This is a genomic window from Acidovorax sp. 94 (assembly GCF_003634645.1).
In the GTDB taxonomy this organism is placed as follows: Bacteria; Pseudomonadota; Gammaproteobacteria; order Burkholderiales; family Burkholderiaceae_C; genus Acidovorax; species Acidovorax facilis.
The window spans coordinates 1,947,976-1,963,199 of sequence record NZ_RBJA01000001.1 but is presented as its reverse complement, the minus strand read 5'-3'; the positions used below and the strand labels follow the sequence as shown (position 1 = coordinate 1,963,199).

The 15,224-nt window shown below is 65.9% G+C and carries 10 protein-coding genes; 6 read left to right on the top strand and 4 right to left on the bottom strand.

Features of this window, described 5'->3' with window-relative positions:
- Positions 1 to 197 precede the first annotated feature (197 nt).
- Both C8C94_RS09110 and C8C94_RS09105 read right to left on the bottom strand, forming a co-directional pair.
- Positions 198 to 2,579: a DUF1631 family protein gene (locus C8C94_RS09110; RefSeq protein ID WP_121420494.1), complete on the bottom strand. Its 2,382-nt coding sequence runs from the start codon at positions 2,577 to 2,579 to the stop codon at positions 198 to 200.
- Between the two features lie 105 nt (positions 2,580 to 2,684).
- Positions 2,685 to 4,766 (bottom strand): sodium-translocating pyrophosphatase, encoded by a 2,082-nt coding sequence (locus C8C94_RS09105; RefSeq protein WP_121420493.1) that lies wholly within the window; start codon positions 4,764 to 4,766, stop codon positions 2,685 to 2,687.
- Positions 4,767 to 5,025: 259 nt separating this feature from the next.
- Here C8C94_RS09105 and ppa point away from each other — a divergent pair, with 259 nt between their 5' ends.
- On the top strand, positions 5,026 to 5,562 hold the full coding sequence (gene ppa, locus C8C94_RS09100; RefSeq protein WP_055398170.1) for an inorganic diphosphatase: 537 nt from the start codon (positions 5,026 to 5,028) through the stop codon (positions 5,560 to 5,562).
- 274 nt (positions 5,563 to 5,836) lie between these two features.
- Complete coding sequence (locus tag C8C94_RS09095; RefSeq protein ID WP_121420492.1) at positions 5,837 to 7,672, top strand: methyl-accepting chemotaxis protein; 1,836 nt, start codon at positions 5,837 to 5,839, stop codon at positions 7,670 to 7,672.
- 185 nt (positions 7,673 to 7,857) lie between these two features.
- Here C8C94_RS09095 and C8C94_RS09090 read toward each other — a convergent pair whose 3' ends face one another.
- The gene (locus C8C94_RS09090; RefSeq protein ID WP_055398168.1) at positions 7,858 to 8,664 is read right to left on the bottom strand and encodes a triacylglycerol lipase; all 807 of its coding nucleotides are present in this window, start codon (positions 8,662 to 8,664) and stop codon (positions 7,858 to 7,860) included.
- Positions 8,665 to 8,995: 331 nt separating this feature from the next.
- On the opposite strand from C8C94_RS09090, the gene C8C94_RS09085 reads away from it, so the two are divergent.
- The gene (locus C8C94_RS09085; RefSeq protein WP_121420491.1) at positions 8,996 to 10,795 is read left to right on the top strand and encodes a methyl-accepting chemotaxis protein; all 1,800 of its coding nucleotides are present in this window, start codon (positions 8,996 to 8,998) and stop codon (positions 10,793 to 10,795) included.
- Between the two features lie 188 nt (positions 10,796 to 10,983).
- On the opposite strand, the gene C8C94_RS09080 is transcribed toward C8C94_RS09085, so the two are convergent.
- Positions 10,984 to 12,471, bottom strand: a complete 1,488-nt coding sequence (locus tag C8C94_RS09080) for a PLP-dependent aminotransferase family protein (protein ID WP_121420490.1) — start codon at positions 12,469 to 12,471, stop codon at positions 10,984 to 10,986.
- A gap of 166 nt (positions 12,472 to 12,637) precedes the next feature.
- Here C8C94_RS09080 and C8C94_RS09075 point away from each other — a divergent pair, with 166 nt between their 5' ends.
- Genes C8C94_RS09075 through C8C94_RS09065 form a run of 3 tightly spaced genes read left to right on the top strand, consistent with a single transcriptional unit; the run spans position 12,638 to position 15,189 of the window.
- Complete coding sequence (locus tag C8C94_RS09075; RefSeq protein WP_121420489.1) at positions 12,638 to 13,432, top strand: c-type cytochrome; 795 nt, start codon at positions 12,638 to 12,640, stop codon at positions 13,430 to 13,432.
- A 14-nt stretch (positions 13,433 to 13,446) separates the two neighbouring features.
- Positions 13,447 to 14,727 (top strand): c-type cytochrome, encoded by a 1,281-nt coding sequence (locus tag C8C94_RS09070; protein WP_121420488.1) that lies wholly within the window; start codon positions 13,447 to 13,449, stop codon positions 14,725 to 14,727.
- 57 nt (positions 14,728 to 14,784) lie between these two features.
- Entirely contained in the window at positions 14,785 to 15,189 is a 405-nt protein-coding gene (locus C8C94_RS09065) for a thioredoxin family protein (RefSeq protein ID WP_121422779.1), read from the top strand.
- The last annotated feature ends 35 nt before the right edge of the window (positions 15,190 to 15,224 follow it).

Genomic DNA, 15,224 nt, shown 5'->3' with positions numbered 1-15,224 from the left:
ATGTCGCAAAGCCTTGGACTGGACGCCCCCAGCGTAGCACCCCCGTTGGAGTTTGACTACCCGGGGAACACCAGGGTGTGCCGCGAAGGTGGCGGGCCTTGGCCGGATGGCCAAGGAGATGGGATATTAGTTTTGATTGAAAATGGGCTCTAGCGCTTATCCATCAAGCGTTATAAGCTATGTTTTTAGGAGTAAATTCATAGCCTGCTCTCCACGCTGTTGCGCATGGCCGCCTGGGCCACGGCATCCAGGGCGCCGTCCACCACGGTCTGCTCGGTCAACACCTGCACGGCGCCCTGGTGGAAGAGCCGCTCCAGCAGCCGCAGGGTCATCGATTGGGTCCGGCCCGAGGCACTGGTGAAGAGGAAAAGCTGGCCTTGCGAGCCGATCCAGGACAGCTGGGTGCGTTCCCACTGGCCTGCCACTTGCAGGTTGACCCAGGTCCCAACAGCCAATGGGGCCAAGGGCGCGCTTGAGGCCAGGTGGGGCAAAGTGGCCGGGCCGCTGGTGGTGCTGGTGGATTCGGGCACAAGCTCGGCGCTCTCCGATACGGGGGACTGAGAGATATCCACATAGCCCGACTCCCTGGCCTCGGACGGGGCGACCCACGGATCGTCATCCTCCAGCGGGGCGGGCTGCGCCACAGCCGGTGGTTGGGGCGGCGGGGCGGGGGGCTTGGTGGCCACCCGGGGGCCGGGCTTGAAGGCCTGCTGGTGCAGTTCCATCAGCAGTTCGAAGACGGCCTCGGTTCGTGCAGCCGGGTAGTCGATGGACGCCAGGCCCTCGCGCAGCTTGGCCAGCAGTTTGGGCAGCAGGCGCGCCAGCTGGCCGGTGTTCGCGCGGGTCAAGGCGGGCTGCGTGCTCCAGATCAGGGCGTCCACCAGCTCCTCGTAGCGGCCGGGGTCGGCGCTGCGGGTGGTGTCGGTCAGGCGCGCCTGGGCCATGACCTGGGACCAGGGGCCGAGCAGAAAACGGGAAATTTCGTCGGGCACCTTGCCGAAATCAGGCCGCAGCGAGAGGTCGCGCGAAATCCGTGCGGCCAGCAGGTGGCGCTGTTCAGCGTGCTGCAAGGCCTCGATGGCGCGCTGGCGTTCCTGTTTGCGCTGCTGGTCCTTTTCTGCCCATTTGGCGTGCAATTGCTGGAGCACGTGCTCGAAATCGTCGGGCCCGTCGATGGTGGCGGTGGCCAGCGGGCCCGCGATGTTCATGAGCGAGCGCATGAAGCTCTGGAAGCCGGGGGCTTCGGGGCTGTTGAAGGCCAGGCTGCGGTCGGTGATGTCTTGCAGCAGTCGGCGCGCGGCGTGCTCCTTGTGGCTGAAGAAACGGGGGTCGGCTACGGCCAGCTGTATCAAGGCCGGCTCCAGCGCGCGGATGAACTGTTGCACTGGCCACAGCAGCCGACCATCGCGCGCGATGTTGTCCACCATCAGCGCCACCACCTCCATGCTCAAGGCCTCTCCCAGTCCGCCGGAATGTTTGCGCGGCGGGGCTGCAGGGCTGCCCTCTGTGCTGCTGCCGACCTGCTGCGGGCGCTGGCCCCCCAGTCGCTCCATCATGTGGCCGACCTGGTTCATGGCCTGCAGCGCTTCGAAGGCGGCGGGCACGGTGGCTGCGAAGTCCGTGGCGGGTGGGTCGATGGGGGGAAGCTGGTTGGGGTTATCGAACTCGCGTGCGAATTGGTCCGCGAAGCTCTCGTCTGAATGGGGGGAGGGCGTGTGTGTTGGCGCCGACGTGGGGGCCGGGTTCTCGCTGAACTCGCCCAGCAGCAGGCGGCGCAGGCGGTCGAGTGTGAGCAGGGAGTCGGCGTGGCCTTCCGCTGCGGACAGGTCGTTGTCGGCTGCAAAGCCGGGGGATGCACCGCCTTCGGTGGGCGCCACGTAGACCACCTGGCCATCGGCCTGGCGCATCGCATAGCCCACGGGCTGCACGCCGCTGAGCTTGAGCCGATCAATCTGCGCCAGATAGAGCCCCCGCAGCTCCGTGCCCAGCGCCTGGGCCATGGGGCCCATCCAGTCGTGCCGCACCTGCGGCGTGACCTGCATCTGCGACACCACGGTCTGCAGCGCCTGTAGAAAGACTTCGGGGCGCAGGGGGTTGTGCTCCGGCTGAACGCGGGCCAGGCCCAGGGCCGCGCACACCAGGGCGTCGAGGTCGGCCAGCGGCCCTTCCACGGCCGAGATCAGCACCTGCCGGGCGCGGGCGCGCTCCACGCTGTCGTTGATCTGCGCCTCGTCCATCAGTTCAAGGTCGTCGAAATGGACGGTGAACAGGGAGCGTGTGGGTTTTTCCTGGTTCTGTGCCGCCTCCTGGTCGAGTGCCTTGCGCAGCGCGTCGGGGTAACGCTCGCCCATCACGGACGTGAGCCGCGACAGCTGCTGCCGCGCTTCGTGCATGGCGTTGTGTTCGCCCGGTGTGCGGGCCTGGTCCTGGCGCGTGAGCAGGGACATGCGCGTGGCCTCGGCGACGCGCTCCATCAGGGGCCGGGCCTGTGCCAGCACGTCGTGCACGATGTGCTGGTAGGGCGTGGTGTCGCTGGCGGAGGGGGCAGGGGCCGACGGTGTGGTGTGTTTCAAGGCCATCTTCTGGGAGGACGGGAACCGGTGCCCGCCATGGTACGCGGCAAAAAGGGGCCCGCGGCCCCTTGTTTACCTGGATTCCCGGCTTGTCAGACCGGGGCTGTGGCTTCACCCACCATGAAACTTGACCACCAGCGGCACGATGAGCAGCGCCACGATGTTGATGATCTTGATCAGCGGGTTGATGGCCGGGCCGGCCGTGTCCTTGTAGGGGTCGCCCACGGTGTCACCGGTCACTGCGGCCTTGTGGGCCTCGCTGCCTTTGCCGCCGTGGTGGCCGTCCTCGATGTACTTCTTGGCGTTGTCCCAGGCGCCGCCGCCGGTGCACATGCTGATGGCCACAAACAGCCCGGTGACGATGGTGCCCATGAGCAAACCGCCCAGCGCCTTGGGCCCCAGCAGCAGGCCCACCACGATGGGCACCACCACAGGCAGCAGGCTCGGGATCACCATCTCCTTGATGGCGGCAGTGGTCAGCATGTCCACAGCCTTGCCGTATTCAGGCTTGGCGGTGCCCTCCATGATCCCGGGAATATCGCGGAACTGGCGGCGCACCTCCACCACCACGGCCCCGGCCGCGCGGCCCACAGCCTCCATCGCCATGGCGCCGAACAGGTAGGGGATCAGCCCGCCGATGAACAGGCCGATGATGACCAGCGGGTCAGAAAGATCAAACGTGATGGCCTTGCCGTAGCTCTCCAGCTTGTGTGTGTAGTCGGCAAACAGCACCAGCGCGGCCAGGCCCGCCGAGCCAATCGCATAGCCCTTGGTCACGGCCTTGGTGGTGTTGCCCACGGCGTCCAGTGGGTCGGTGATGTCGCGCACGCTGCTGGGCAGCTCGGCCATTTCTGCAATGCCGCCGGCGTTGTCGGTGATGGGGCCATACGCATCCAGCGCCACCACGATGCCCGCCATGGACAGCATCGACATGGCCGCCACCGCAATGCCGTACAGGCCCGCGAGCTGGTAGGCCGACAGGATGGCCAGGCACACGAAGATCACCGGCCAGGCGGTGGAGCGCATCGACACGCCCAGGCCCGCGATGATGTTGGTGCCGTGCCCGGTGGTGGACGCCTGCGCGATGTGCTGCACCGGCGAATACTGCGTACCGGTGTAGAACTCGGTGATCCACACCAGCGCGGCCGTCAGCACCAGCCCGGTGGCGCAGGCACCGAACAGCTTCATCTGGCTGCCGGTGGCGGTGATGGAGTTGTCCGGCATGATCCAGACGGTGACAAAGTAGAAGGCGACGAGCGAGAGCGCACCCGCAATCGCCAGGCCCTTGTACAGCGCGGGCATCACATTCTTCATGCCGGGCGAGGCCTTGACGAAGAAGCAGCCAATGATGGATGCAATGATGGACACAGCCCCCAGCGCCAGGGGGTACACCACGGCGTTGACGGGCGCGGTGGCCACCAGCAGCGCGCCCAGCACCATGGTGGCGATCAGCGTCACCGCATAGGTCTCGAACAGGTCGGCCGCCATGCCGGCGCAGTCACCCACGTTGTCGCCCACGTTGTCGGCGATCACGGCGGGGTTGCGCGGGTCGTCTTCAGGAATGCCGGCCTCCACCTTGCCCACCAGGTCGGCGCCCACGTCGGCGCCCTTGGTGAAGATGCCGCCGCCCAGGCGCGCAAAGATCGAAATCAGCGACGAGCCGAACGCAAAGCCGATCAGCGGGTTGAGCAGCGTGGCCAGGTTGGCCGTGGGTGTGAGGTTGCCATTGCCGGCCAGGAACCAGTAAAAGCCCGTGACGCCCAAGAGGCCCAGCCCCACCACCAGCATGCCGGTGATGGCCCCGCCGCGAAACGCCACGTCCAGTGCCGGTCCAATGCCGTGGGTGGCCGCCTGCGCGGTGCGCACGTTGGCGCGCACCGACACGTTCATGCCGATGAAGCCACAGGCCCCCGACAGAAAGGCGCCCAGCACGAAGCCAACGGCCGTCGTCATGTCCAGAAAGATGCCAATCAGGATGGCCAGCACCACGCCCACGATGGCGATGGTCTTGTACTGGCGGGCGAGGTAGGCCGCCGCGCCGGCCTGGATGGCGGCGGCGATCTCCTGCATGCGGGCGTTGCCCGGGTCTTTGGAAAGAATCCAGCCCCGGGCCCAGATGCCGTAGGCCACCGCGATGAGCCCGCAAACGAGGGCGAGGATGAGAGGGGATGTCAGTGCTGAACTTGCAGCCATTCAATTCTCCTAGGGTTGTGTTGCACGGAGGGGGACCAACGCATCGGTGGCATCCCCGCTGCGTTGCTTCCTCGTGCTCCCCGTGCGTTGTACGGTAGGAGTCGATTGGCCAACAGACCCAATTTACAGGCAAACGCCGGTTTGCAAGCGGGCAGAAAGGGGCGTGCGCCTAAAATCAGGGTTAATCCCGACGGTTCGTTGCGCTGTGTCAGCGTCGGCCGCTTCGCGGGTTACCGTCAACAAACCACTCTCCAAAGACATGTCCCTCAACAACGTCCCCCCAGGTAAGAACGTCCCCGAAGCCTTCAACGTGGTCATCGAGATCCCGATGAACTCTGACCCGATCAAGTACGAAGTGGACAAGGAATCGGGCGCGATCTTCGTGGACCGTTTCATGACCACGGCCATGCACTACCCCACCAACTACGGCTACGTGCCACAGACGCTGTCGGGCGACGGCGACCCGGTGGACGTGCTGGTGATCACCCCCTACGCGCTGCACCCCGGTGTGGTCGTGCCGTGCCGCCCGCTGGGCATCCTGATGATGGAAGACGAGGCCGGTGTGGATGGCAAGGTCATTGCCGTGCCCACCTCCAAAGTGTTGCCCATGTACGACCACTGGCAGAACATCGACGACGTGAATGCCATGCGCCGCAACGCCATCGCCCACTTCTTCGAGCACTACAAGGACCTGGAAAAGGGCAAGTGGGTCAAGGTGCTGGGCTGGGAAGGCATTGACGCCGCCAAGAAGGAAATCACGGACGGCATCGAGGCTTTCAAGAAGTCGAACGCCTGAAGAAAATTGGGCATCAAATAGCCTCCAGGGCTTTTTGATAAAGCGGGATTAGCTACAAATACAATAGCCTTCCAGCGTCCCCGACAAAGCATGCGCGCCACAAGCCCGCATGCTTTTTTTTGGCCGCGCGGTGTTGTTCTGTAAGGGGAAAGCCCACTTTGCAGCGCGGCAGGCACTGCTAGACTGCATTTGGTTACAAGTATGCGGTGCTGAGCAATACAGATTGGCATGCGTCGAAGTGCCTTTTGGGCAAACGCAATGTGAAGGGTGATCCATGAGAGTTTCCGATCTGCGCATCGGTGTCAAGCTGGGAGCGGGATTTTTGGCGGTGGTGCTGTTCACCACCTTGCTGGGTGTGATGGCGCTGGTGCAGATGTCCCGCATCCACCAGGGGGCGGACCAGATCGCCACCAACTTGCTGCCCAGCGTGGCGCAAACGGGGGAGCTGCGCGTGTTGCTCAACCGCATGCGGCGCTCCGAGGCGGGGGTGGTCACCTCGCGCAGCGTGGCGGAAGTCAAGGCGTTTTCCGAGCAGGTAACCCTGCGCCACAAGGATCTGGACAAGGTCGAGGTTGCGTACGAGGCCCTCATCGACATGGACAAGGAGCGCGAGGTCTATACCGCCTACAAGCAGCGCAAAGCCGAGTACATCAAGCTCCAGGCCAAATTGCTGGAGATCGCCTCGGGCGTGGACTTCACCAACGCCGAGACGCTGGAACTCACCGGCGACGCCCTGGGCATGCTCTATGCGGGCGAGTCGGAAGCCGCTTTTGTCGCCGCGGCAGAAACGCTGGGCGAACTGCAGAAGATCAATTCCGAGGCCGCGTTGCAAGCCAGTGCCGAAGGGCGTGAAGTATTCGCCACGGCGCGCCTGTGGCTGCTGGGCACCCTGGCGGTGTGTGTGGTGCTGGCGGCGTTGCTGGGTGTGGGCATTACGCGCACCGTCTCCCGGCCGGCCCACCATGCTGTGCGGGCGGCCCGCGCAATTGCCGAGGGCGACCTCACCACCGAGGTGCCGCCTGGCGGCAAGGACGAAATGGGCCAGTTGCTCACCGCGCTCGGTGACATGCGTGCCAACCTGGCGCACGTGGTGTCCGGCGTGCGCAGCAACGCGGAAGGGGTTGCATCGGCGAGCTCACAGATTGCCTCGGGCAACAACGACCTGTCGGCACGCACGGAACAGCAGGCCAGCGCGCTGGAAGAAACGGCAGCCTCGATGGAAGAGCTGGGTTCCACCGTGCGCCAGAACGCCGACAACGCCCGGGCCGCCAACCAGCTGGCGGTGAGCGCCAGCACCGTGGCCGTGCAAGGCGGCGAGGTGGTGGCCGAAGTGGTCGAGACCATGAAAGGCATCAACGACAGCAGCAGAAAGATCGCCGACATCATCAGCGTGATCGACGGCATCGCCTTTCAGACCAACATCCTGGCCCTGAACGCCGCCGTGGAAGCCGCCCGGGCCGGAGAACAAGGCCGGGGCTTTGCGGTGGTGGCCGGTGAAGTGCGCAGCCTGGCAGGGCGCAGCGCAGAAGCCGCCAAGGAAATCAAAGCCCTCATCACCGCCAGCGTAGAGCGCGTGGAACAAGGCACGGCCCTCGTGGACAAGGCAGGGGCCACCATGACCGAAGTGGTGGCCTCCATCCGCAGAGTGACGGACATCATGGGAGAGATCAGCGCCGCCAGCAGCGAACAAAGCGCAGGAGTGGGCCAGGTGGGAGAAGCGGTCACGCAGATGGACCAGGCCACGCAGCAAAACGCAGCGTTGGTGGAAGAAATGGCGGCCGCCGCCAGCGCCCTGAACGCCCAGGCGGGCGAACTGGTCAACGCCGTGGCGGTCTTCAAGCTCGACGCCAACGCCATGCGCAGCGCGCCAGCACCGGCACCCCGAGCGCCCATCGCTGCCCCTGCATTCACCGCCCAACGCAGTGCAGGCGCGACCAAAGGCGCCAGCAAGATCGGCAGCGCAAAGCCCGCCAAACCCCAGGCCAGCCTGGCAGCGCCCAAGGCCAGCGCAGCCGCCCCTGCAGCCAGCACCAGGCCCCCGGTTGCCAGCGCGCCAGCGCCTGCAGCCGCAGCCAAGGGCGGCAACGACGACGAATGGGAGAGCTTCTGAGCGGGTATGCCCCCGCCTGAGGGATAACGACGAGGGATATGGATAAAAACAGGCCCTGGCGCTTGCCCATCAAGCGCGGGTAGCTATCAAAGTAAAGCACGCTGAGGGGCATCCTCAGCGTGCTTTTTTGTTTTATGTTTTCTATTTCTGTGGGCTGATTGGCTGCATAGCCCCGCGCAAGTCGCTTAGCGGTGGGGATCTGGATACACCAGGTGCAAGCCCGGAACCCGGGGGCGCTGAAAAGGCTGCCACACCACTTGCGGCCCATGCGGTTGTCCGAGGCGGTCGGCCACGGCCCACCAGGCGCTGGGGTTCAGGCCGATGCCAAAGTGGCTGGCCACCACTTCGATGTTTTCGGTGTGCGGGTTGTGCGCCGCCGGGGCCTGGATGCTGCCGCGCCAGGCCACCACGCCATCTGTGCGCGAGTAGATGCTGGTGGTGGGCACGGGGGGCGCTTCGGGCAGGTTGTAGCTCTCGGTTTCGCGCTCGATGTTGCGGCCGCTGGCGAACTGGTAGATGCGCCAGGCATTGGTCGAGGTGTGGTGCCCTGCGAATGGCGTGCCCAGTGTGATCACACAGCGCACCAGGTCGGGCATCTCCTTGGCCAGCTCGCGGGCATAGACGCCGCCCAGGCTCCAGCCCACCAGGCTCACCTTGCCGCCACTGGCTTGGGCTGCCTCCTGCAGCTGGCGCTTGGCGGTTTCCAGCACGCCATCGCGGGGGCCCAGGTTCAGGCCCTGGCCCCAGCCCAGGGTGTCGTAGTTGCGCGAATCCAGGTAGCGGCGCAGCGGCACGGTGGTGGCGTCACCTGCCGTGAGGCCCGGGAACACGATCACCGTGTGGCCGTCGCCCAGCGGGGCGCGCTGCAGCACCGGCCAGGCGGGCAGCACCGCGCCAAACTCCCAGGGCGCCCGCAGCTCCAGCGCCAGCAGGGGTAGGCCCGGGGCGGGGATGTGGTTGGGATCGGTTTCTTTGTTGCTGAAAAGGGGCATCGGATCGTCAGTCAAAAGCGGGGGCGCACCGGCGGTAGGGCCGCTGTGGAAGGTAGCATTTTTTTGCCTGCGCACCGGGGCTGGGACTGGAGCTAGCTCTCCAATCCCAACCGGGCAGGCCGGGGCTGCGACAGGGGGGAGCGCACTGAACCGACCGGATGCGGCGTTTTGTCAATAAATGCCCGGGCGAGTGCAGGGTGATCTGTGGCGCCCAGGCCGGAGTTGCTGCGCTGCGGCGAAATAGCACTGGTGACAAAGATCGCTCACGGATAAGGTGGTGACAGCCAAAAAAACCACCTTCAAACCACCACCAGTTCAGAGGAGAAGCAGGATGAATCAGCTGAAGATATCAACCCGACTTACCGTAGCGTTTGCCGTCATGGTGTTGTTGCTCATCGCGCTGGGGGCGGTCAGCCTGATCCAGTCTGCGAGCCAGCGCGCAGAGCTGAAGGACGTGATTGACGTTCGTATACCCATTACCAAGGCTTTGGGCGCACTCACTGATGGCGTGAATGAGCAAGCCATCCAGGTGCGTAATCTGGCGATTTTCACCACGGAGTCCGTCGTGAAGTCGGCAACAAGCCAGATATCTGCCGCCGCAGTGGACGTGGAGGCGCAATACAAAACCTTGAATGCGCTGATCACCTCTGAAAAAGGCAAGGAACTCCTCGCGCGCATGCAGCAGCGGCGTGCCGATTTCGTGAAGTTGAGGGATCAATATCTGACGATGATCCAACAAGGTCAAAGGGACGAAGCCACCAAGTTCCTGGAAGAGCAATACCGCCCGGCACAGCGGGCCTACCAGGCTGCGATCGACGAACAGGTTGAGTTTCAGGCCCAGACCACGGTCAAAGCAGGTGAGCGGGCCGAAGCTGCCGCCGCTGCGCTGCAACGGGATGTGTTGATCGCTGGCGTGCTCGCCATTGCGATTGCCGTCTTTCTCGCCATCACCATCATCCGCTCCATCACCCGCCCCCTGGCGCAGGCCGTGGAGGCTGCCGACCGTGTGGCCAGCGGCGATCTCAGTGGCCAGATCACCGTGAGTTCCAAGGACGAAACCGGCCACCTGCTGGGCGCCTTGCAGCGCATGCAGCAAAGCCTGGTGAACACCGTGGGCTCTGTGCGCCAGAACGCGGAAGGGGTTGCATCGGCGAGCTCACAGATTGCCTCGGGCAACAACGACCTGTCGGCACGCACGGAACAGCAGGCCAGCGCGCTGGAAGAAACGGCAGCCTCGATGGAAGAGCTGGGTTCCACCGTGCGCCAGAACGCCGACAACGCCCGGGCCGCCAACCAGCTGGCGGTGAGCGCCAGCACCGTGGCCGTGCAAGGCGGCGAGGTGGTGGCCGAAGTGGTCGAGACCATGAAAGGCATCAACGACAGCAGCAGAAAGATCGCCGACATCATCAGCGTGATCGACGGCATCGCCTTTCAGACCAACATCCTGGCCCTGAACGCCGCCGTGGAAGCCGCCCGGGCCGGAGAACAAGGCCGGGGCTTTGCGGTGGTGGCCGGTGAAGTGCGCAGCCTGGCAGGGCGCAGCGCAGAAGCCGCCAAGGAAATCAAAGCCCTCATCACCGCCAGCGTAGAGCGCGTGGAACAAGGCACGGCCCTCGTGGACAAGGCAGGGGCCACCATGACCGAAGTGGTGGCCTCCATCCGCAGAGTGACGGACATCATGGGAGAGATCAGCGCCGCCAGCAGCGAACAAAGCGCAGGAGTGGGCCAGGTGGGAGAAGCGGTCACGCAGATGGACCAGGCCACGCAGCAAAACGCAGCGTTGGTGGAAGAAATGGCGGCCGCCGCCAGCGCCCTGAACGCCCAGGCGGGCGAACTGGTCAACGCCGTGGCGGTCTTCAAGCTCGACGCCAACGCCATGCGCAGCGCGCCAGCACCGGCACCCCGAGCGCCCATCGCTGCCCCTGCATTCACCGCCCAACGCAGTGCAGGCGCGACCAAAGGCGCCAGCAAGATCGGCAGCGCAAAGCCCGCCAAACCCCAGGCCAGCCTGGCAGCGCCCAAGGCCAGCGCAGCCGCCCCTGCAGCCAGCACCAGGCCCCCGGTTGCCAGCGCGCCAGCGCCTGCAGCCGCAGCCAAGGGCGGCAACGACGACGAATGGGAGAGCTTCTGAGCGGGCATGCCCCCGCCTGAGGGATAGCGACGAGGGATATGGATAAAAACAGGCCCTGGCGCTTGCCCATAAAGCGCGGGTAGCTATCAAAGTAAAGCACGCTGAGGGGCATCCTCAGCGTGCTTTTTTGTTTTCGCCCCGGCTTAGCTCAGTCTCGGTGCCGGACAGGTTGTGCTGCAGTCGCCGCTCTATAGATTTGAGTTGTTGGTGCGCTCACCAGGGGGTGTGCGCGCACCCTCGGCCGCCAGCACAGTTGCCAGACGGCCCACGCATTCCAGGGCGGGTTGCAGGCGGTCGTGTGCCGGGTGCCCGTAGTTGATGCGCACGCAGTGCGCAAAACGCCGGTCGGCCGAAAAAATCTGCCCGGGCGCCAGGCTGATGCCCTGCGCGAGTGCCTGACGATGCAGCGCCAGTGCATCGACCTCCTGCGGAAGCTCTGCCCACAAAAAGTAACCCCCCTCGGGCCGCGACACGCGCGTGCCCCGCGGGAAGTGCTGGGCCACCGCCGCCAGCGCAATCGCCTGCTGCTGTTCCAGGCTGCGGCGCAGCGCGCGCAGGTGCCGGTCGTAGCCGCCCTGGGCCAGGTATTCGGAAAGCGCCTGCTGCGATGGTGTGGCGGCTGATAGGGTGGTCATCAGCTTGAGCCGCTGCACCGCCGTGGCAAAGCGGCCCGCCGCCACCCAGCCCACGCGGTAGCCGGGCGCCAGGCTTTTGCTGAACGAGCTGCAGTGCATGACCAGTCCCGTGCCATCAAACGCCTTGGCAGGCGGCGGGCGCTGGGGGCCGAAGTGCAGTTCGCCATACACGTCGTCCTCGATCAGCGGGATCTGGTGGCGGGCGAGCAGTGCCACGAGTTCGCGTTTTTTGTCCTCCGGCATCAGGCTACCCAGAGGGTTTTGAAAGCTGGGCATGAGCCAGCAGGCCTTGATGGGCTGGTGGGGGGGCTGGCGCTCCAGCGCCTCGGCCAGCGCGGCCAGGTCAATGCCGTCGCGCGGGTGGGTGGCGATTTCCAGCGCCTGCAGGTTCAGCCGCTCCAGGGCCTGCAGCGCGGCGTAAAAGGTGGGCGATTCGACCACCACCACGTCGCCCGGCTGGGTGACGGCCTCCAGGCAGAGGTTGAGCGCCTCCATCGCGCCGTTGGTGATGATGATTTCTTCCACATCCACCGCCATGCCGTGCAGGCCGTAGCGCAGTGCGATCTGCTGGCGCAGGCGTTCGTCACCCGGTGGCAGGCTTTGCACGATGTTCCACGGGTCGAGCTTGCGCATGCCGCTGGCCAGGCACCGCGCCAAGCGGTCCAGCGGAAACAGCTCCAGCCCCGGGAAGGCCGAGCCCAGCGGTACCAGATCGCGGTCACGGGCCAGGCCCAGGACCTCGAACACCAGGTCGCTGATCGCCACGCCGGTGGAGGTGGCGGCGGGCTGCGAGGGCAGGGGCTCGGCGGGGCGGGCCTCGGCCGTGCTGGGCAGCCGGGCGCTCACGTAGTAGCCCGAGCGCGGGCGGGCGTGGATGAGGCCCTGTGCCTCCAGCAGGTAATACGCCTCGAACACAGTGGACGGGCTGATGCCCCGCGTGCGGCTGGCCTCGCGCACCGAAGGCACGCGGTCGCCAGGCCGCAGCGCGCCGCTGTGGATGAGCTGCGCGATGGTGTCAGCGTGGCGTTCGTAGCGTTTCATTGGGGTGGTGGGGCTGGATGCTTGTCAAACTGATCTGTATTTTTAACAGGAAACTGAATCTGTACTGTTTTTGCCGCTGGGCGTAGAGTGTCTGCTTGTGTTGGTGCATGCCCCGAGCGCACGGCTTGTGGGTGCCCGCCGACCGTTTCCCCACGGAAAAATCCCCATGATCGATTGCCTGCGCGGCTTGCTGCGCCCTGTTTTTTCCGCACCCGGCGCGGCTGCCCTGGTGGCGCTGGCGTTGACGGCTGGCGCTGCGGCCCAGACGGTGCCCGCCAGCACGCCTCCTGCCACCCCTGCGGCCACGGTGCCCGTGTCGTCCATGTCCTCGCGCGTGCTGGCCTGTACCGCGTGCCACGGCAAAGAGGGCCGGGCCACGCCAGATGGGTACTTTCCGCGCATTGCGGGCAAACCGGCGGGCTACCTGGCCAACCAACTGCTCAACTTTCGGGACGGGCGGCGCAGCTACCCGCAGATGACTTACCTGATTGAACACCTGACCGACGACTACCTGCGCGAGATGGCCGAGCACTTTGCAGCGCTGGACTTGCCTTACCCGCCGCCGCCCGCACCACAAGCGCCCGCCGCTGTGCTGGAGCAAGGCCGCAAGCTGGTGCAAGGGGGCGATGGGGCCCGCAACATCCCCGCCTGCGTGGGCTGCCATGGCGCAGCCATGACGGGTGTGACCCCGTCCATACCCGGACTGCTAGGCCTGCCGCGCGACTACCTCAACAGCCAACTGGGCGCCTGGAAGACCGGCCAGCGCCGTGCGCATCTGCCCGACTGCATGGCCGACGTTGCCCGCCAGCTCACGCCCGACGATGTGAGTGCTGTCTCGGCCTGGTTGGCCGCCCAGCCCGTGGCGGCGGGGGGCAAGCCCGCCCGCACCTTGCCTGCTGCGATGCCCGCGCGCTGCGGTGGTGTGGCCGAAGTACCCGTGGCCGCTGCGGCTGCACGTTGAGAAGGGATGCACCGATGAAACGCATCCTCTGGACAATATCTTCCGTTCTGGCCGCGTTGGGCATTGCGGCAGCACTGCTGATCAGCCTGAACTTGCACGGCGAAGAGCCTCTGCCCGCTGGCGAAACACTGCAGAGCACACCTGAATTGATTCAGCGTGGCGAGTACCTGGCCCGCGTGGGCAACTGCATGGCCTGCCACACCACGCAGGGCGGTGCGCCGTTTGCGGGCGGCCGCGGCATCGAGACGCCGTTTGGTGTGGTGCACAGCTCCAACCTTACGCCCGACAAGGCGCATGGCATTGGCAGCTGGACCTCTGCCGAGTTCTGGCGCGCCATGCACCACGGCCGCAGCAAGGACGGGCGGCTGTTGTATCCGGCCTTTCCATACCCCAACTACACGCAGGTGACGCGCGAGGATTCGGACGCCATCTTTGCCTACCTGCACAGCCTGCCCGCCGCCGCTGAAGCCAACCGCGACCACGCGCTGCGTTTTCCGTACAACACGCAGGCGGCGCTGGGTGTTTGGAGGGCGCTGTTCTTCACGCCCGGGGCGCCTCAACCCGAACCCACGCAGTCGGCTGAATACAACCGGGGCGCCTACCTGGTCAACGGCCTGGGCCATTGCACCGCCTGCCATACGCCGCGCAACGCATTGGGCGCCACCACCGACGCCAAGGCCTTTACCGGCGGGCTGATCCCGGTGCAGAACTGGTATGCCCCTGCGCTCAATGCTGCGCATGAGGCGGGTGTCAAAGAATGGAAAACCGAAGACGTGGTGGCCTTGCTGAAAACCGGCGTGGCCCCGCACGGCTCGGCGCTGGGCCCCATGGCCGAAGTGGTGTTCCGCAGCACCCAGTACCTTACCGATGCCGATGTGCGCGCCATGGCCGTGTACCTGCAGGCCTTGCCGCAGCAAGAGCGCAAGGCGCCAGTCACGGCAGCCGCGCCCCCGGCCAGCGCGATGGCGCGTGGCGGCAAGGTTTACGAACAACACTGCGCCCAATGCCATGGCGACGAAGGCCAGGGCGAGCCCGGCGCCTTCCCGGCGCTGGCGGGCAACCGCGCCATCACGCTGAGCGACCCGACCAACCTGGTGCGTGTGGTGCTGCAGGGTGGCTACCTGCCTGCCACGGCGGGCAACCCGCGCCCGCATGGCATGCCACCGTTCCAGCAGTTTCTGTCCGACGAGGACGTGGCGGCGGTGGCCACCTTTGTGCGCAACAGCTGGGGCAACCAGGCGCCGGGTGTGGGTACCATCGAGGTTTACCGCGCCCGCGAACGGCGCGGTTTGTAGCGCGGGGCCTGCTGTCTTCACAGGGCTCCCGCCACGCCAGCCCCAGGAGCCCGTTTGATGTCCAGCCCCGCCGCACTGCCCCCGTCCTCCCCGCCAAGCCCGGCGGCCGCCGCGCCCGGTGGCTGGTGGGCCGTGTGCCTGTGCGCAGCGTGGTGCGGCACCTGTGGCATCTATCGCCCCCTGTTCAACGAATTGGCCCGCGCGCATCCGGAGGTGCGTTTTGAATGGGTGGACATCGAAGACGAGTCCGATCTGGCTGGCGACCTGGACGTGGAAACCTTTCCCACCCTGCTGATTGCCGACGGCCAGCGCGCGCTGTTCCTGGGGCCGCTGCTGCCCCAGGCGCCCGTGCTGGCGCGGCTGCTGACCAGCCTGCAGGCGGCCACCCCCGGCAGTGGTGCCAGCGCAGGGTCGGAGGCACAAAGCGTCTTCGAGCGTGTGCGCGCTGCGCGCAGCCGGTGAGCGCAACGCTGCGGTTTTTTGTTTTTGATGCTCTC